Annotated in this window: 11 protein-coding genes, 1 pseudogene and 1 riboswitch; of the genes and pseudogenes, 11 read left to right on the plus strand and 1 reads right to left on the minus strand. The window is 74.6% G+C overall.

All coding sequences use genetic code 11. From position 1 onward, the window contains the following. The first annotated feature begins 30 nt into the window (after nt 1-30). From ACIQWA_RS27290 to ACIQWA_RS27310, 5 genes are all read left to right on the plus strand, one after another. A complete protein-coding gene (locus ACIQWA_RS27290; protein ID WP_360231306.1) occupies nt 31-1,032 on the plus strand; it encodes an SMI1/KNR4 family protein in 1,002 nt (333 codons plus the stop codon). Nucleotides 1,033-1,095: 63 nt separating this feature from the next. Then, complete coding sequence (locus ACIQWA_RS27295) at nt 1,096-3,732, plus strand: SUKH-4 family immunity protein (RefSeq protein WP_402486998.1); 2,637 nt, start codon at nt 1,096-1,098, stop codon at nt 3,730-3,732. A gap of 265 nt (nt 3,733-3,997) precedes the next feature. Further along, nucleotides 3,998-5,443 (plus strand): DUF4047 domain-containing protein, encoded by a 1,446-nt coding sequence (locus ACIQWA_RS27300; RefSeq protein WP_402487001.1) that lies wholly within the window; start codon nt 3,998-4,000, stop codon nt 5,441-5,443. Nucleotides 5,444-6,152: 709 nt separating this feature from the next. Beyond that, nucleotides 6,153-9,782 (plus strand): transcription-repair coupling factor, encoded by a 3,630-nt coding sequence (gene mfd / locus ACIQWA_RS27305; protein ID WP_402487004.1) that lies wholly within the window; start codon nt 6,153-6,155, stop codon nt 9,780-9,782. 122 nt (nt 9,783-9,904) lie between these two features. Beyond that, the gene (locus ACIQWA_RS27310) at nt 9,905-10,942 is read left to right on the plus strand and encodes a MazG family protein (RefSeq protein ID WP_402487007.1); all 1,038 of its coding nucleotides are present in this window, start codon (nt 9,905-9,907) and stop codon (nt 10,940-10,942) included. A 33-nt stretch (nt 10,943-10,975) separates the two neighbouring features. Here the strand turns inward: ACIQWA_RS27310 and ACIQWA_RS27315 are convergent, their stop codons facing one another. Beyond that, a complete protein-coding gene (locus ACIQWA_RS27315; RefSeq protein ID WP_402487009.1) occupies nt 10,976-11,401 on the minus strand; it encodes an SDR family NAD(P)-dependent oxidoreductase in 426 nt (141 codons plus the stop codon). 302 nt (nt 11,402-11,703) lie between these two features. Between ACIQWA_RS27315 and ACIQWA_RS27320 the strand changes: the two genes are divergently transcribed. The 6 genes and pseudogenes from ACIQWA_RS27320 (at nt 11,704) to ACIQWA_RS27345 (ending at nt 18,023) form a co-directional block, all read left to right on the plus strand. Continuing rightward, a complete protein-coding gene (locus ACIQWA_RS27320; RefSeq protein ID WP_360231114.1) occupies nt 11,704-13,020 on the plus strand; it encodes a cytochrome P450 in 1,317 nt (438 codons plus the stop codon). 210 nt (nt 13,021-13,230) lie between these two features. After that, a riboswitch (cyclic di-AMP (ydaO/yuaA leader) is annotated at nt 13,231-13,401 on the plus strand. A gap of 1 nt (nt 13,402) precedes the next feature. Then, nucleotides 13,403-14,185: a transglycosylase family protein gene (locus tag ACIQWA_RS27325; RefSeq protein WP_402487013.1), complete on the plus strand. Its 783-nt coding sequence runs from the start codon at nt 13,403-13,405 to the stop codon at nt 14,183-14,185. 288 nt (nt 14,186-14,473) lie between these two features. Next, entirely contained in the window at nt 14,474-15,760 is a 1,287-nt protein-coding gene (gene eno / locus ACIQWA_RS27330; protein ID WP_360231108.1) for a phosphopyruvate hydratase, read from the plus strand. 163 nt (nt 15,761-15,923) lie between these two features. After that, nucleotides 15,924-16,406, plus strand: a complete 483-nt coding sequence (locus ACIQWA_RS27335; RefSeq protein WP_360231105.1) for a septum formation initiator family protein — start codon at nt 15,924-15,926, stop codon at nt 16,404-16,406. Then, nucleotides 16,378-16,899 (plus strand): annotated as a pseudogene (locus ACIQWA_RS27340) (DUF501 domain-containing protein); the annotation flags it as partial. The gene ACIQWA_RS27335 and the pseudogene ACIQWA_RS27340, both read left to right, overlap by 29 nt. A 182-nt stretch (nt 16,900-17,081) precedes the next feature. Then, a complete protein-coding gene (locus ACIQWA_RS27345) occupies nt 17,082-18,023 on the plus strand; it encodes a Ppx/GppA phosphatase family protein (RefSeq protein ID WP_360231102.1) in 942 nt (313 codons plus the stop codon). Nucleotides 18,024-18,198: the final 175 nt, after the last annotated feature.

The following is an 18,198-nucleotide window of genomic DNA, read 5'->3' on the forward strand; positions in this document are numbered from 1 at the left end:
CATTTTGCAGCAGCCAGTGGGGGCTCCCAGATGACGACAGGTCGGCCCGGCGTCGCCGCCGCACCGAACGCGGCGTACGCAGGTCAGGTGGTGCAGTTCCCGGATCCGGTCCGTGCCGAGCGGCACCCGGCCGGGGTCCGGGTGGACGAGGCCGGCTACCCGGACTTCGGTCCGTACGCCGCCGCGGCGGCCGAGGTCGCCGACCCGCCGGAGGGCTTCGGCGTGGACGAACTGCGGCTGACCGACTACGTCTCGGCCAACGCCGCGCTGTTCACCCAGGGCCACCCGCTCTGGGCCGACCTGGAGACCGCCGTGGCCACCCCGCCCGGCTGGACCTGGCACCACGCGGTCGGCCGGGCCGCCCCCGGCTGGCGCCGGATGGAGCTCGTCCCGGTCGAGGTCAAGGCCCTGCTGCGGCACCACGGCGGCCTGGCCGTCTCGCCCGCCGACCACTCCCGCCGGGGCACCCGGCCGCTGCAGGAGCGCCGGCCCGTCCACTTCTCGCTGGCCAAGGACGGCGGCGATCCGATCGGTGTCCCCGAGGACCTGGTGCAGCGCGCCGAGGAGCGCCTCGGCTACCGGCTGCCCGGCGCCTACCGCACCTTCCTCAAGCTCGGCGGCGGCCGCGGCCCGGTCGGCGTCGCGCTGGACACCGAGCTCGGCATGCTGCTCGACCAGCCGTTCCTCACCCTCACCGAGGAGTACGGCACCGAGGACGTCGTCTACGCCAACAAGTGCCTGCGCGACCACCTCACCAAGGACTACCTGGGCATCGCCTACGCGCAGGGCGGCCTGATCGCGCTCAAGGTGCGCGGCGACCGGATCGGCTCGGTCTGGTTCCACCTGTACGACGACGCCCGGGACTCCGGCGGGCCGGAGGCCCCCGAGGAGCGCTGCGCCCGGCTGCTGCTGCCCTGCGGGGACGACTTCGACGCCTTCCTGCTGCGGCTGGCCGGCAGCCCGCCGGAGCTGGAGACGGTCGCGGAGCTGATGGTGGACGGCGGGTTCGCCCGGGCCGTCCCGGTGGACTGACGTGGTCGCGGGAACGGCGTTGAGGGAACGAGTGAGGACGACGGGGACAGGGGTGAACCGGGCGTGGTGACGTACGCGCAGGCGCAGGAGCTCGCCGAGGAGTGGGTCAACGGCGGGGTGCCGCACGGGCAGCAGCGCGAGGTGCGGGTCCGGGAGTTCGACCTCGGCTTCGTCTGCTGGGCGGTGTCGCCGGCGGACACGGCGGGCGGGCCCGCCGCCGGTGCCGACGGCGGGGCCGGTGCGGGCGGGGCGCGGCTGGTGATCGCCCGCGACTCGGGCGCCAGCACGCTGTGGCCCGCGCTGCCCGTCAACGAGGTGGTCCGGCAGTTCGAGGAGGTGTACGGGCGGCCGGTCGCGGCCAACCCGGCCGGGGCGGCGAAGCCCGCGCCGGGGCCGGTGGAGGCGACCTCCTTCCTGCTCAGCCCGCCGCAGTGGCTGCAGGAGGCGGGGGCGGCGGCGATCGCGGCGGAGGCCGAGAAGCTGGGGGGCGCCCCGGCTCCGGCTGCGGCCCCGGCCCCGGCTGCCGCGCCGGTCGCCGCGCCCGCGCCCGTCGACGTGCCGCCCGCACCGCTGCCGCCCGCGCCCGCCGTGCTGACCGAACCGCCGGTCTCCGAGCGGCCCGCCGGGGACGCGCCGACCATGCTCGCGCCGCCGCCCGGCGAGGACCCGTTCGCCGCCCCGCTGCCGCCGGCCGCGCCGGTGCCGCCGCCGAGCGCCCCGACGCCGCCGCCCGCGCCGGTCGCGGCCGAGGCGGCGACCGTGCTGATGCCGGAGGGCCTGCGCACCTCCGGTTCGGACCTGCCCGAGGCGCCCGCCCCGGCCGGGGCCGAGGCCGCGACCGTGCTGATGCCCCCGGGTGGCGGCCCCGGCCTGCCGCCGGTCCCGCCGGTCGGTGCCCAGGCCCCGGCCGCCCACGCCCCAGCCGCCCCGGCCCCGGCCCCGGCCCCGGCCGCGCCGCCCGTCGCCCCGTCGGCCCCGGTGCCCGCCCCGGCCGCCGAGCCGGCGCCGACGCTGCTCGCGCCGCCGGACGCCGTGCCGGGCCTGATGGGCCTGCCCGGTGCCCCGGCGGCCCCGCCCGCCGCCCCGGTGGAGCAGGCGCCCACCATGTTGGCCTCGCCCGGCGGGCTGGCCGGCCTGCCCGGCGCCCCCGGCTCGGCCGCACCGCCCGCCGCCCCGCCGGCCCAGGGCGGCGGTCTCGGCCGCAACCCGGGTTCGGCCCCGCCGCCCCCGCCGCCGGCCGCGCTGCGCGGCGCTCCGGGCGGACCGTCCGGCGCTGCCGGTTCGGGCGGGCTGGGCCGCAACCCCGGCTCCGCCCCGCCGCCGCCCCCGCCCGCCGAGCTGCGGCAGACCCCTGGGTCGGGCGCGCCCGCCGCCGGTCCGGGCGGCCGCTCGGGCGGTTCGACCCCGCCGCCCCCGCCGCCGGCGGGCCTGCGCTCCGGTGACGCCCCGGCTCCCGCGCCGCAGGGCGGGCCCGCTCCGGCCGCCGCCGGCGTGGCGTACGAGGCGACCCAGCTGGCGAGCGCGATCGACCCGGCACTGCTCGGCGGCCCGGCGGATCCTGGCACCCCGCCGTCCGGCGGCCCGGCCGTCCCGCCGCCGCCCGGTGGCCCGGCGGCTCCGGCCGCGCCCGCGGCGGGGTACGGCTACCCGAACGCGGGTGCCGCGCCCGGCGTCGTCCCGCCGACCCCGGTCACCGGCCCGCCGCCGGGTGCGCCGGTGCCGCCCGGGGTGCCCGCGGTCGGCCCGGGCTACTTCGCCGCGCTCAGCTACCGGGGCCCGGACGGCTCGGAGCAGAAGCTGCTGCACCGCAGCGAGCCGGGCACCCCGCACCCGGAGTGGAAGATCCTCCAGGACCTGCGGCGGCTGAACGTGCCGCCGGAGCAGGTGCTGGAGCTCTACACCGAGCTGGAGTCCTGCGACCTGCCCGGCGGCTACTGCAACCGCATGATCGCGGCCTCCTGGCCGAACGTGCGGCTGACCCACACCGCCCCGTACGGCCGTGACCACGCCTCCCGGCAGGCCGGGATGGCCGAGCTGCTCGACCACCTGGACGAGCTGCACCAGCTGGCCTCCGGTGCCCAGCGGGTCCGCCCGTTCCGGGTACCGCCGCCCGCGCCGGGGACGGTCCAGGCGCTGCCCCCGCTGCCGCCCCAGCAGCTCGCCCAGGAGCTGGGGACGGCCTTCGGCCAGAACCTGTTCCGCTACGAGCAGCGCGCCGTCTCCCGCCAGGGCGTGCCGGAGCCGGTGTCGCAGACGCTGGTGTGGGCCGGGCTGCCGCGCGACTTCGGGCCGTTCTTCTGGGCCCAGGCGCAGGAGGGTCGGCCGATCCCGACGCTGGCCGAGCTGGCCGCCGAGCGCGGCCTGCCGCAGGGCCCGGACTTCGGCGGCTACCTGGTGCTCGGCAACGACTACGGCCGTCAGCTGTGCGTCCAGTACGGCACCGCGAACGTGGTCGCCGTGGACGTCGACGGAACCGGCCAGCCGCCGCGCTTCGTCAACACCGGTGTACCGGAGTTCGTCCGCGCGCTGGCCCTGCTGGGCCGGATGTGGCGTCTGCGGTACGGGCTGACGCCGGAGCAGGCCGGTCGCTGGACGACCGACTTCCAGGCCCAGCTCGCCGCGATCGACCCGGCGGCCCTGCAGACCGCGGACACCTGGTGGGCGGTGCTGCTGGAGCAGTTCTGGGACGGTCTGCTGTAGCGGACCGTCGCGGATCCCCGCAGGTGGGAGGGGTCGTTCCGGTGTCCGGAACGACCCCTTCGGCGTGCCCCGGCAGCTGTGCCTCGTTGGGGTTTCGTCCGGATCTGCGCAAAATAGGTCAAGAGGATGGGTCTATTCGTCCCGTCCTCGACGCTTTCCGGTCCGCACGACGACCGGATCCGGCCCCGGTCTCCGAACCGGTTCCGGATCCGTCCAGTCCGTCCGATCATGGGCTCCGCAGCCCGCGAAACGAGGGGAAGAGCCCATGAGCGACGCCGTCCCCCAGTACGGCTTCACCCAGGCCCGGCGCGGCTACGCGCCCGAGCAGGTCGACCGGGCGCTGGCCGCCCTGACCGCACAACGTGACGAGGCCTGGGAGCGGCTGAGCGTCCTGGGAGCCGGGATCCGGCAGATGGAGACCAGGCTCGACGACATCCGCCGGGCCGCCGAGGAGGCCCCGGAGCCGGACTACGAGGTGCTCAGCGAGCAGGCCGCCGGACTCGCCGAGATGGCCCGGAACGAGGCCCGCGCCGTCAAGGAGAAGGCCGAGCGCTACGCCGAGGACCTGCGGGACGAGGTGTACGAGGCCGGCCAGGCGGCCGAGAAGGCCGCCAAGGAGTACGCCGCCACCGTCCGCGCCGAGGCCGACGCCGCCGCCCGCCGCACCGAGGAGCGCACCCGCGCCGAGGCCGAGGGCATCCGCGCCGAAGCCGACCGGGAGAGCCGCGCCGCCCGGGACGGCGCCACCGCCTACGCCGCCAAGGTCCGGGTGGCCGCCGCCGAGGCCAGCGAGCAGGCCGAGGCCGAGCTGGCCGCCAGGCGCCGCAAGGCCGACGAGACCTTCGCCGCGGCCCAGGCCCAGGCCGACGCCGAGGACGCCGAGGTCTCCGCGACGGCCGAGCGCCGGGTCAAGGAGGCCGAGCAGCACCGGGAGACGGTGCTGAACCGGATCAAGCAGCTGGAGACCGACGCCCAGGCCAAGGCCGACCAACTGATCGAGCAGGCCCGCCGGGAGGCCGAGAAGATCAACGCGGAGAGCGAGCGCGAGCAGCAGGCCTTCGACGCCCGGCTGGAGACGGTGCAGCAGCACCTGGACCACATCAAGGCGACGCTGGCCTCGCTCACCGGCGCGGCGGTCGGGCAGATCGAGCCCGAGCAGCTGGCCGCGGCCGCCGCCGGGGCCGCCGCGGCTGCGGCGGCCGGACCGGTGGACGCGGTGGCGGACACGGCACCGGTCGATTCGGAGGCGGACACCGGGGAGATCCCGCTGCCGGACCTGCGCAGCGCCGCGGCCCCGGCCGACGGCCCGGCCGAGGCTCCCGCCGGTGCGCGGCCCGGCGCGACTGCGCTGCTGCGGCAGCCGGTGGTCGGTGGCGGCGTGGCGGCCCGGGCCACCGGCGTCAGGCCTGCCGACGCCGAGCCCGTCGACGCCGAGCCCGTCGACGCCGAGCCCGCCGACGCCAAGCCCGCCGACGTCGAGGCCGCCGATGCGGAGCCCGGGGGTGTCGCCGCCCCAGTGGTGACCGGTCCGGTCGTCCCGGCCGCGGTGCCGCCGAAGCCGGCCGCGCCGCCGGCGGTGCCCGTGGACGGTGTGGCGGCGGCAGAGGGCGCCGAGGGCGCCGAGGAGACCCGGATCATCCCGAAGATCATCATCGTGGACGACGGCGCTGGTTACGCACCCCCGAACACGGTGTCCTACCGCCGCAAGTAGTCCTCAACCGCCCTCGCCCGCGATCAGCCGGGTGAGTCCCGCGTCCTGGGCCCTGACCGCCTTCTGCTGGGCGGTCGGGGCCTGTGCGTTGCGGTCGATCGGCTGCCGCTAGCAGCTGGCCGGCACGGCGAATCAGAGGCCGGCCGGTCGTGGAGGGCCCGCGCGCCGCGGGAGAGACGGATGAGGCCGAGACCCGTGGCGCCCTCCAGGAAAGGGCGCCACGGTTCCCGGCGCTTGGGCGGGCGCCCCCACCCAGGGTCGCCCGGCCTCGCACCTCCGACCCCCATCGGGGGTGCGACAGTGCCGCCACAGCCATCCCCCACGGTTGGGTGCGGCGGGCACATTCACCATGGTGCGCGATCTCCATGGACGGCCAGTGACAGGAGTATGTCCAGTTCGTGGCGGATGACGAAGCCCGGTCCGGGCCGGCGCCCGAGCGGTTCGTCCACCGCCCGGCCCGGTGTTCCGTCCAGTGGTGCGCCTACGGTCATGTCCCTGACAGAGGCACCCGGGGCCGCCGTTCGGCCCCCGCGCGGCCGGTCGCCCGGGCGGCGCGGCCCCGCCGGGCTCGTACGCCGCGTGGCTGTCCGTGCCGCGGCGTAGGCTGGAGACCCCCGGCCGCTCGGCGTGCCGGGCCGTTCGCGTTGCCCCGGCGGGCCGTTCGCCGCCCGGAGGCAGCACCAGCCACGGCACGAAGAAGAGACCCCAGATGAGTCTGACCGGACTGCTCGATGTCGTCGCGCGGGACGCGGCGCTCGCCGAGGCGATCGAGGCGGCCACCGCCACCGGAGCCGCGGCCGGCGGCCGCCGGCACCTGGACCTGGTCGGACCGCCCGCGGCCCGGCCGTTCGCCGTCGCCGCGCTGGCCCGCGCGCTCGCCGCCCGGGCGGCCGGCGAGCGGGGCCGCCCGGTGCTGGCCGTCACCGCGACCGGGCGGGAGGCCGAGGACCTGGCCGCCTCGCTGCGCTCGCTGCTGCCCGCCGACGCGGTCGCCGAGTACCCCGCCTGGGAGACCCTGCCGCACGAGCGGCTGTCGCCCCGCTCGGACACCGTCGGCCGCCGACTGGCCGTACTGCGCCGGATCGTGCACCCGCGGGCGGACGACCCGGCGGCCGGTCCGGTGCAGGTGATCGTCGCTCCGGTCCGCTCGGTGCTCCAGCCGCAGGTGAAGGGGCTGGCCGAACTGGAGCCGGTGGCCGTCCGGCGCGGGGAGACCCACGACCTGGAGGAGATCGCCCGCGGGCTCGCCGCGGCCGCCTACGCCCGGGTCGAACTGGTCGAGAAGCGCGGCGAGTTCGCCGTCCGCGGCGGCATCCTGGACGTCTTCCCGCCGACCGAGGAGCACCCGCTGCGGGTGGAGTTCTGGGGCGACGAGGTCGAGGAGATCCGCTACTTCAAGGTCGCCGACCAGCGCTCGCTGGAGATCGCCGAGCACGGGCTGTGGGCGCCGCCCTGCCGGGAGCTGCTGCTGACCGACCAGGTGCGCGCCCGGGCCGCCGAACTGTCGGCCCAGCAGCCCGGGTTGGCCGAGATCCTGGACAAGATCGCGGAGGGCATCGCGGTCGAGGGCATGGAGTCGCTGGCACCTGTGCTGGTGGACGACATGGAGCTGCTGCTCGACGTGCTGCCGCTCGGCTCGGTCACGGTGGTCTGCGACCCGGAGCGGGTCCGGACCAGGGCGGCCGACCTGGTGGCCACCAGCCAGGAGTTCCTCCAGGCCTCCTGGGTCGCGGCGGCCGCCGGCGGCGACCGGCCGATCGACCTGGAGACCATCGACGTCTCCGCCGCCTCGCTGCGCTCGCTCGCCGAGGTGCGCGAGCACGCCGACCGGATCGGCCTGCCCTGGTGGTCCGTCAGCCCGTTCGCGACCAGCGAGTCGACGCTCGACGGCATCCTGGAGGTCGACGTCAACACGCTGACCCTCGGCATGCACGCCGTCGAGGCCTACCGGGGCGACACCGCCCGGGCGATCGCCGACGCCAAGGAGCGGCTGGCCGCCGACTGGCGGGTCGTCATGGTGACCGAGGGCCACGGCCCGGCCTCCCGGCTGGCCGAGGTGCTCGGCAACGAGGGCATCCCGGCCCGGCTGGTCGCCGACCTCGCCGAGGCGCCCACCCGGGACGTCGTGTACGTCTCCTGCGGGTCCATCGAGCACGGCTTCGTCGATGAGCGGCTCAAGCTCACCGTCATCACCGAGACCGACCTGTCCGGCCAGCGGTCCTCCACCAAGGACATGCGCCGGATGCCGTCCCGGCGCCGCAACGCGATCGACCCGCTGGCCCTGGCGGCCGGCGACTACATGGTGCACGAGGCGCACGGCGTCGGCCGGTACGTCGAGATGGTGCAGCGCACCGTCCAGGGCGCCACCCGCGAGTACCTGGTGCTGGAGTACGCCCCCGCCAAGCGCGGCCACCCCGGCGACCGGCTGTTCGTGCCGACCGACCAGCTCGACCAGGTCACCAAGTACGTCGGCGGCGAGGCCCCGACGCTGCACCGGCTCGGCGGCGCGGACTGGGCCAAGACCAAGCAGCGGGCCAAGAAGGCGGTCAGGGAGATCGCCGCCGACCTGATCAAGCTGTACTCGGCCCGGATGGCCGCCCCCGGCCACACCTTCGGCCCCGACACCCCGTGGCAGCGCGAGCTGGAGGACGCCTTCCCGTACGCGGAGACGCCGGACCAGCTGACCACCATCGCCGAGGTCAAGTCGGACATGGAGAAGTCCGTCCCGATGGACCGGCTGATCTGCGGCGACGTCGGCTACGGCAAGACCGAGATCGCGGTGCGGGCCGCGTTCAAGGCGGTGCAGGACGGCAAGCAGGTCGCCGTGCTGGTGCCGACCACCCTGCTGGTGCAGCAGCACTTCTCCACCTTCGCCGAGCGTTATGCCAACTTCCCGGTCACCGTGAAGGCGCTGTCCCGCTTCCAGACCGACAGCGAGGCCAAGGCCGTCCTGGAGGGGCTGTTCGAGGGCTCGGTGGACGTCGTCATCGGCACCCACCGGCTGTTCTCCTCGGAGACCAGGTTCAAGGACCTCGGCCTGGTCATCGTCGACGAGGAGCAGCGCTTCGGCGTCGAGCACAAGGAGCAGCTGAAGAAGCTGCGCGCCAACGTGGACGTGCTCACGATGTCCGCGACGCCGATCCCGCGCACCCTGGAGATGGCCGTCACCGGCATCCGCGAGATGTCCACCATCACCACCCCGCCGGAGGAGCGGCACCCGGTGCTGACCTTCGTCGGGCCGTACGACGAGAAGCAGATCTCGGCCGCGATCCGGCGTGAACTCCTGCGCGAGGGCCAGGTGTTCTACATCCACAACCGGGTCGAGTCGATCGACAAGGCGGCCGCCCGGCTCAAGGACCTCGTCCCCGAGGCGCGGATCGCCACCGCGCACGGGCAGATGGGGGAGACCCAGCTGGAGAAGGTCGTCGTCGACTTCTGGGAGAAGGAGTTCGACGTCCTGGTGTCGACCACGATCGTGGAGTCCGGCATCGACATCTCCAACGCCAACACCCTGATCGTCGAGCGCGGCGACACCTTCGGCCTCTCCCAGCTGCACCAGCTGCGCGGCCGGGTCGGGCGCGGGCGCGAGCGCGGCTACGCGTACATGCTGTACCCGCCGGAGAAGCCGCTCACCGAGACGGCCCACGAGCGGCTGGCCACCATCGCCCAGCACACCGAGATGGGCGCCGGCATGTACGTCGCCATGAAGGACCTGGAGATCCGCGGCGCCGGCAACCTGCTCGGCGGTGAGCAGTCCGGGCACATCGCGGGTGTCGGTTTCGACCTCTACATGCGGATGGTCGGCGAGGCGGTGGCCGAGTTCCGCGAGTCGCTGGCGAACGGCGGCGAGCCGGAGGAGGAGCCGCTGGAGGTGAAGATCGAGCTGCCGGTCGACGCCCACGTGCCGCACGACTACGCCCCCGGCGAGCGGCTGCGGCTGCAGGCCTACCGTTCGATCGCGGCGGTCAACTCGGAGGCGGACATCCAGCAGGTCCGGGACGAGCTGGCGGACCGCTACGGGAAGCTGCCCGAGGCGGTCGAGAACCTGCTGATGGTCGCCGGCCTGCGGCTGTACGCCCGCCGCTGCGGGATCTCGGACATCACCCTCCAGGGCTCCAACGTCCGCTTCGGCCCGGTGGAGCTGCGGGAGTCCCAGCAGTTGCGGCTGAACCGGCTCTACCCGCGCAGCCAGGTCAAGGCGGCGGCCCGGCAGCTGCTGGTGCCCCGGCCGAGCACCGGCCGGATCGGCGGCAAGCCGCTGGTCGGGCGCGAACTGCTCGGCTGGTGCACCGAGTTCCTGTCGGCGATGTTCGACGACCTGGCGGGGACGAAGAAGTAGCGCCGGGCGGTCCACAGCGGTCCACGGCGGTTCACGGCGGTCCCGGGCCCGGCCCGGGGCCGCCGCTCGGCTGCCGGGCACCGGCCGGGGCCCGGGGCGCCCGCGGCGGGTAGGTTCGAGGTGTGACGACTAATGGTGTGCCGACGGACGCCCCGGGCGCGAAGTTGATCCTGCTGACCACCACCCACCGGGTGGCCCCCGGGCTGCTGGCGTGGCCGGCCTGGGAGGCGCTGCGGTCGGCCGGGCGGGTGCTGGTGGCGGACGAGGGGCATCCGCAGGTGGCGGCGGTGCGGCAGGCCGGGGTGGCGGTGGAGGTGGTGCCGGCCGGGTCGGCGCCGGCGCTGGCGCGGCTGCTGACCGGCCAGCCGGCCGGGGCGGGGCCGACGGTGTGGCTGGGCGGCCCGGACGGGGACCCGGGGCTGACGGACGCGCTGGCCCGGCTCGCGGTGGAGCACGCCGGGGAGGTGCCGGAGATCGAGGTACTGCCCGGCTCGTACGACCTGCCGGGTGCGCGGCTGCTGGACCTCGCCTCGGTGATGGACCGGCTGCGCTCGCCCGGCGGCTGCCCGTGGGACGCCGAGCAGACCCACGAGAGCCTGGTGAAGTACCTGGTCGAGGAGGCCTACGAGCTGGTCGAGGCGATCGAGGAGGGGGACCGGGACGCGCTGCGCGAGGAGCTGGGCGACGTCCTGCTGCAGGTGTTCTTCCACGCCCGGATCGCCGAGGAGCACCCGACCGGGCCGTTCACCGTCGACGACGTGGCCGGGGACATCGTGGACAAGCTGGTGTACCGGCACCCGCACGTGTTCGGGGACGTCGAGGCGGAGGGCGCCGCCGAGGTGGAGGCGAACTGGGAGCAGTTGAAGGCGGCCGAGAAGGCGGACCGGGAGTCCGTCCTGGACGGCGTCCCGGCCGGGCTGCCGGCGCTGGCGTACGCGGCGAAGCTGGTGTCCCGGGTGCGCCGGGCGGGCTTCGCGCAGGTGCTGGACGAGCCGTACGAGCTGCCGGCGGAGCTGACCGCGGAGTCGGTGGGCCGGTTGTTGCTGGCGGTGGTGCAGCGGGCGCACGACGCGGGGGTGGATGTGGACGCGGCGCTGCGCTCGGCCGCGCGCGGCTACCGGGAGGCGGTGCGCGCGGCCGAGGGGCTCAAGCCGGAGTAGCGGGGGCGGCTCAGGCCGGAGCAGAGGGGCGGCTCAGGCCGCCGTGGCGGTGCGCTCCGAGGCGGACCGCTGCGGCGGGACGAGCTCGCCGATCGCCTCGCCGATCAGGACGACCAGTTCGGCGAGGCGCTCCAGGTCGAGGTGGGCGGGCAGGTCGGCGAGGGAGACGATCCGCTCGCCCTTCGGGCCCGCCACGCAGAAGAGGTCGATCGGACCGAAGTGCTTCTCGGCGGTGTCGACCAGGGCGGCGACGTCGCTGGGCCGGCGGATGTCGCCGGAGACGCCGACCACGGGGCAGCCCGGCCGGTCGAGTTCGGCGGCGAGGTCCTCGGCGACGCCGACGTGGGTGTCGGCGATCAGCATCCCGGCGGCGTCGGCCGCGGCGAACCGGCGGGCGAGGTCGGCCCCCGAACCGCCCGCGAGTACCGCGATGACGACGACTGCTCCGCTGACCGTCATTGGTCCAGCTCCTCCCTGCGGGCGGCACCGCACCGGCGCCCGCGCGTACTTCGGAGGATCGTAGGCAGGTCCTGACCCTCCGCAACAGGGATTACCCCGCAGGTGACCAGGCTCACGCCTGCCGCCCGGCCAAGAGCTGGCCAAGGCCTGTCCACCCGGCGTCCACGAGCCGTCCACGGAGTGTCGGCGCCCCGCTCGCGCGCCGGTCACGGACGGTTCGCGCGGCGGTGACCTCCGGCCGGTGGCGAGGGCGCGTCCGCCGGTGGTCCGGGCCCGTCCGGTCCAGCGGTTACGGTCGACCCATGCCAGCTCAGCCCGAGGGCGCCCAGCCCGCCGCCCAGCCCGACCCGCAGCTCTTCACCTGGGAGTTCGCCGCCGACCCGTACCCCGCCTACGCCTGGCTGCGCGAGCACGCGCCGGTGCACCGCACCAAGCTGCCGAGCGGGGTGGAGGCCTGGCTGGTGACGCGCTACGCGGACGCCCGGCAGGCGCTCGCGGACAGCCGGCTGTCGAAGAACCCGGCGCACCACAGCGAGCAGGCGCACCGCACCGGCCGGGTGGGCATCCCGGGGGAGCGGCAGGCGGACCTGATGACCCACCTGCTGAACATCGACCCGCCGGACCACACCCGGCTGCGCCGCCTGGTGGCGAAGGCGTTCACCCCGCGCCGGGTGGCCGAGTTCGAGCCGCGGGTCCAGCAGCTGACCGACCGGCTGATCGACGGCTTCGCGCAGCGCGGTTCGGCGGACCTGATCCACGAGTTCGCGTTCCCGCTCCCCATCTACGCGATCTGCGACATGCTGGGCGTGCCGGCCGAGGACCAGGACGACTTCCGCGACTGGGCCGGAATGATGCTGCGCCACACCAAGCCGGGCCAGGCGGGCGGCCAACGCGGCGGTGTGGGGCGGGCGGTGAAGCGGATGCGGGCGTACCTGCTGGAGCTGATCCACCGCAAGCGGGCGGATCTCGGGGACGACCTGATCTCCGGCCTGATCCGGGCGAGCGACCACGGCGAGCACCTGACCGAGAACGAGGCCGCCGCGATGGCCTTCATCCTCCTCTTCGCCGGGTTCGAGACGACGGTGAACCTCATCGGCAACGGCACGTACGCGCTGCTGCGCAATCCCGGGCAGCGGGCCCTGCTGCAGGAGTCGGTGGCCCGCGGCGAGACCGCGCTGCTGGAGACCGGGATCGAGGAACTCCTGCGCTACGACGGGCCGGTGGAGCTGGCGACCTGGCGGTTCGCGACCCGTCCGCTGACCATCGGCGGGGTGGAGATCCCGGTCGGGGATCCGGTGCTGGTGGTGCTGGCGGCGGCGGACCGCGATCCGGCCAGGTTCTCCGACGAGAACACCCTCGACCTGGCCCGGAGCGACAACCCCCACCTGGGGTTCGGGCACGGCATCCACTACTGCATCGGCGCCCCGCTGGCCCGGCTGGAGGGGCGGTCCGCGCTGGCCACGCTGCTTTCCCGGCTGCCCGATCTGCGCCTGGCCGAAAGCCCGGAGAATCTGCGCTGGCGGGGTGGCCTGATCATGCGTGGATTGCGCGAACTTCCGGTCGAATTCAGTCCGGAGCTCAGGTCGCCGCACGGCCTTCCTGAGCCGGCGACACGCTGACGAGGCATCCGGAACCGGCCACCAGCGACGGTATGAACGCCCATCAAACCGGACAAAGACCCGCCGTTGGTAGGCGATCGAACACGGGCCGTAATTCTGGTGTGATGTCGGTGATATGAGCTTGTGATTCGTCTGAGGATCTGTCTAGTCTCCGTGGAGTTCGCAGCTGCGGACCTCGTGCGCGGGACGCCGAATCCTGCCCGCCGCGTCACGGGAAACCGACCAGAACCCTGGGCAGGGGCGGGGGAACCAGGTTTGTTGCCGTTCCTCCACGGCTCGGGGTGAAGCCGCCCGCGCGGAATCGATTCCGCAGACGGCGGCCGGGCCACCTCCCGGTCCGAACCCGACAGCTCACCTCGCAGGCGTGCGGAGAGGGACCTTCATGCTGTTCGTTGGAACTGGCCGTCATCGTCGTCGCACCCAGGCCGAGAAGGCCATCGCCGTCGCAGGTGTGGCCGGCGTCGGACTCGCACTGCCGCTCCTCACCGCCACCGGTGCCTCCGCCGCCCCGGCCTCCGTCTGGGACTCCGTCGCCCAGTGCGAGAGCGGCGGCAACTGGAGCATCAACACCGGCAACGGCTTCTCCGGCGGCCTCCAGTTCACCCCCAGCACCTGGAAGGCGTACGGCGGCACCGCGTACGCGGCGCAGGCCAACCAGGCCAGCAAGGCGCAGCAGATCGCGGTCGCCGAGAAGGTCCTCGCCTCGCAGGGCCCCGGCGCCTGGCCGGTCTGCTCCAAGAAGGCCGGCCTGAGCAAGGGCGGTGCCCCGGCCGAGGTGGACACCTCCTCGGACGCCAAGCCGCAGAAGCAGCAGGCCCAGCAGCAGGCGCCCAAGCAGCAGGCCCCCAAGGCCGCCGCGAAGCCCGCCCAGTCGAAGCCGGTCCAGCAGTACGCGCCGAAGCACGCCGCGCCGAAGCAGGCCGAGAAGCCCGCCGACCCGTCGGCGCAGCAGTACGCCCCCAAGCACGCCGCCCCGCGGGCCGCCCAGGCCCCGGCCGCCACGACCGGCCACGACTACACCGTCCGGGACGGCGACACCCTGTCGGGCATCGCCACCGCCCAGGGCGTGTCCGGCGGCTGGCAGGCGCTGTACGACGGCAACCGCGGCACGGTCGGCGGCAACCCGGACCTGATCGTGCCCGGCCAGGTCCTGCACCTGGGCTGAGCCGGACCGTTTCCACGGCGGACGACACGCTGGACAGGTGACGACACGCTGGACAGGTAGGGGGCCGCGCCCGGCGGCCCCCTACGTCCGCGTCCGCCCGCCCCGGTGGGACGCGCCGGGACGAGCAGGTGAACTACCGGTGGGTAGCCGGGCCACACGGTGAGACGCAGCCCAGGCCGACGTGGCCCCGGGAGCCCGGGCGGTTAGGCTCTGGTCGTAACGACTCCGCAATCGTCCGGCCGACGGCACCACCCGCAGCCGGACCCTGCTTCCGCAAGGAGATGCTTCGTGCCGTCCATCGATGTCGTCGTAGCCCGTGAAATCCTCGACTCCCGCGGCAACCCCACGGTCGAGGTCGAGGTCGGCCTCGACGACGGCAGCACGGGTCGTGCCGCTGTTCCGTCGGGTGCCTCGACCGGCGCCTTCGAGGCGCTCGAACTGCGCGACGGCGACAAGAACCGCTACTTCGGCAAGGGCGTGGAGAAGGCCGTCCTGGCCGTCATCGAGCAGATCGGCCCCGAGCTGGTCGGCTACGACGCCACCGAGCAGCGCCTGATCGACCAGGCCATGCTCGACCTGGACGCCACCCCGGACAAGTCCTCGCTCGGCGCCAACGCCATCCTGGGCGTCTCGCTGGCCGTCGCGCACGCCGCCTCCGAGGCCAGCGACCTGCCGCTGTTCCGCTACCTGGGCGGCCCGAACGCGCACGTCCTGCCGGTCCCGATGATGAACATCCTCAACGGCGGCTCGCACGCGGACTCCAACGTCGACATCCAGGAGTTCATGATCGCCCCGATCGGCGCGGAGTCCTTCTCCGAGGCCGTCCGCTGGGGCGTCGAGGTTTACCACACCCTCAAGGGCGTGCTGAAGGAGCGCGGCCTGTCCACCGGCCTCGGCGACGAGGGCGGCTTCGCGCCGAACCTGGACAGCAACCGCGAGGCCCTGGACCTCATCACCGAGGCCATCCAGAAGGCCGGCTACGTGCCCGGCCGCGACATCGCGCTCGCCCTGGACGTCGCCGCCTCCGAGTTCTACGAGGACGGCGCCTACCAGTTCGAGGGCAAGGCGCTGACCTCCGCCGAGCTCATCGAGTACTACGCCGAGCTGGTCGCCTCCTACCCGCTGGTCTCCATCGAGGACCCGCTGGACGAGTCGGACTGGGACGGCTGGAAGGCCATGACCGTCAAGCTGGGCGACAAGGTCCAGCTGGTCGGCGACGACCTGTTCGTCACCAACCCGGCCCGCCTGGCCAAGGGCATCGAGACCGGCACCGCCAACGCGCTGCTGGTGAAGGTGAACCAGATCGGCTCGCTCACCGAGACCCTGGACGCCGTCGAGCTGGCCCAGCGCAACGGCTACCGCTGCATGATGTCGCACCGCTCCGGCGAGACCGAGGACGTCACCATCGCCGACCTGGCCGTCGCCACCAACTGCGGCCAGATCAAGACCGGTGCCCCGGCCCGCTCCGAGCGCGTCGCCAAGTACAACCAGCTGCTGCGCATCGAGGAGATCCTCGACGACGCCGCCGAGTACGCCGGCCGCGGCGCCTTCCCGCGGTTCAAGCACGAGGGCTGAGCACGCCCGGGCCGGGCGACGTCCGGCCCGGCCGCCGGGGGCCCGAGGCCCCCGGTAGCGCACGCCTGACCGGTGCCCCGCCGCTCACCCCGTAGGGTGGACGGCGGGGCACCGTCGCGACCAGGAGGGGATACGGGAGATGGCTGGCTGGAGGATCCCGGGCTTGGCGGCCCGGCCTCGGTTCACGAGCCGGGCGACCGTCCTGGTCCTGGTGCTCTGCTCGCTGGTGGCGATCCTCGCCTACCCGACGCGGCAGTTCATCTCACAGCGCGCCGAGATCTCCGCCCAGCGGGCGAAGGCCGACCACGCGCGCCAGCAGGTCGACCAGCTGCGCCGGGACAAGGCGCGCTGGCAGGACCCGGAGTACGTCAAGGCGCAGGCCCGCGCCCGGCTGCACTACGCGGTGCCGGGGGAGACCCCGTACATCGCGGTGGACCCGGCCGGTCCGGCCGCCCAGCCCTCCGCCCCGGCCGGTTCGGCCGCTCCCGCCGCCGACGCGGCCGCCGGCCCGGCGAAGGCCGCCAAGCCCTGGTACACCAGCATCTGGGACTCGGTGGACGCCGCCGACACCGTCGCGCTGGCTCCCGCCGCACCCCGTCCGCTCCCCCCGTCCTCCGTTGGAGACCCCACCCCCCATGACCACTGAGAACCACCCCGCCGTCTCCGACGCCGACGTCGCGGCCATCGCCGCCCAGCTCGGCCGGGTGCCGCGCGGCCTGCGCGGCGTGGCGCACCGCTGCCCCTGCGGCAACCCCGACGTCGTGGAGACGGCCCCCCGGCTGCCGGACGGCACGCCGTTCCCGACGCTGTACTACCTGACCTGCCCCAAGGCCGCCTCGCTGATCGGCACCCTGGAGGCGGAGGGCGTGATGAAGGACCAGACGGCCCGGCTCGCCGAGGATCCGGAGCTGGCCGCCGCCTACCAGAAGGCGCACGAGGACTACATCGCCCGGCGCGACGCGATCGAGGTGCTGGAGGGCTTCCCGAGCGCCGGCGGCATGCCGGACCGGGTGAAGTGCCTGCACGTGCTGGTCGGCCACTCGCTGGCGGCCGGAGAGGGCGTCAACCCGCTCGGCGACGAGGCGATCGGCATGCTGGAGGACTGGTGGGCCAAGGGCCCGTGCGTCTCCCCGGCCGAGGTCCAGGCCGCCGGTGAGCGGGTCGCCCGCAACCGCGCCAAGGAGCAGGACCACGAGGCCGTGATCGCGGCCAAGCAGCAGAAGGCCGCCGAGCGGGCGGCGAAGAAGCGCGCCGCCGAGGAGACCACGGCGGGTCAGGAAGCCGCGGCGGCGCAGGACGCGGCGGCGGAGCAGGAGTCCGAGTGAGCACGACCCGGGTGGCCGCGATCGACTGCGGCACCAACTCGATCCGGCTGCTGGTCGCCGACCTGGACCCGGAGACGGGCGAGATCACCGACCTCGACCGCCGCATGATCATCAACCGGCTGGGCCAGGGCGTCGACCGCACCGGCCGGCTGCACCCGGACGCGCTGGAGCGCACTTTCGCCGCCTGCCGGGAGTACCGGGAGGTCATCGCGGGCTTCGGCGTCGGCCCGGAGCGCACCCGCTTCGTCGCCACCAGCGCCTCCCGGGACGCCGAGAACAGCGACGAGTACGTCAAGGGCGTGCGCGACATCCTGGGCGTCGAGCCGGAGGTGGTGAGCGGCGAGGAGGAGGCGCACCTGTCCTTCGTCGGTGCCACCAAGGAGCTGGCCGGCGGGCAGTTCCCCGCCCCCTACCTGGTCTTCGACCTGGGCGGCGGCTCCACCGAGTTCGTGCTCGGCGGGGCGGAGGTCCAGGCGGCGCGCTCGGTGGACATCGGCTGCGTGCGGCTGACCGAGCGGCACTTCGGCGGCGCCGAACTGCCCTCCGAGGAGCAGATCGCCGAGGCCCGGGCGCACGTGCGGGCCGAGCTGGACAAGGCCGAGGAGGTCGTCCCGCTGACCGGTGCGGCCACCCTGGTGGGCCTGGCCGGGACGGTCACCACGGTGTCCGCGATCGCCCAGGACCTGCCCGCGTACCAGTCGGAGCGGATCCACCACTCCCGGATCAGCCGCGAGCGGGTCGCCGAGATCGCCCGCGAGCTGCTGGCCGCCACCCACGCCGAGCGCGCGGCCATCCCGTCGATGCACCCGGGCCGGGTGGACGTGATCGCGGCGGGCGCGCTGGAACTGCTGGAGATCATGGACCGCACCGGCGCCGCCGAGGTGGTCGTGAGCGAGCACGACATCCTGGACGGCATCGCCTGGAGTACGGCCTCCTGACCGCCCGCAGGCCTTACCCCACCGGCCCCGACGCCCCTCTCGGGGTGCCGGGGCCGGGGCACGCCCGGGTGCGTGCGAGAACCTTCGTGAATTTCTTCACATGGCGATCCAGCCTTTCGTCGCACCCCGTGGCCCGCTACGCCCGAATTGTGAGACCGAAGGCCCTCCGGTCGTA

It is taken from the genome of Kitasatospora sp. NPDC098652 (assembly GCF_044760155.1).
GTDB lineage: Bacteria > Actinomycetota > Actinomycetes > Streptomycetales > Streptomycetaceae > Kitasatospora.

Excerpts from the sequence above, each read along its gene's own strand:
- ACIQWA_RS27325 (WP_402487013.1), top strand. The coding sequence starts at position 13,403 with ATGCTGTTCGTTGGAACTGGCCGTCATCGTCGTCGCACCCAGGCCGAG.
- ACIQWA_RS27315 (WP_402487009.1), bottom strand. The coding sequence starts at position 11,401 with ATGACGGTCAGCGGAGCAGTCGTCGTCATCGCGGTACTCGCGGGCGGT.
- ACIQWA_RS27300 (WP_402487001.1), top strand. The coding sequence starts at position 3,998 with ATGAGCGACGCCGTCCCCCAGTACGGCTTCACCCAGGCCCGGCGCGGC.
- ACIQWA_RS27320 (WP_360231114.1), top strand. The coding sequence starts at position 11,704 with ATGCCAGCTCAGCCCGAGGGCGCCCAGCCCGCCGCCCAGCCCGACCCG.
- ACIQWA_RS27290 (WP_360231306.1), top strand. The coding sequence starts at position 31 with ATGACGACAGGTCGGCCCGGCGTCGCCGCCGCACCGAACGCGGCGTAC.
- mfd (WP_402487004.1), top strand. The coding sequence starts at position 6,153 with ATGAGTCTGACCGGACTGCTCGATGTCGTCGCGCGGGACGCGGCGCTC.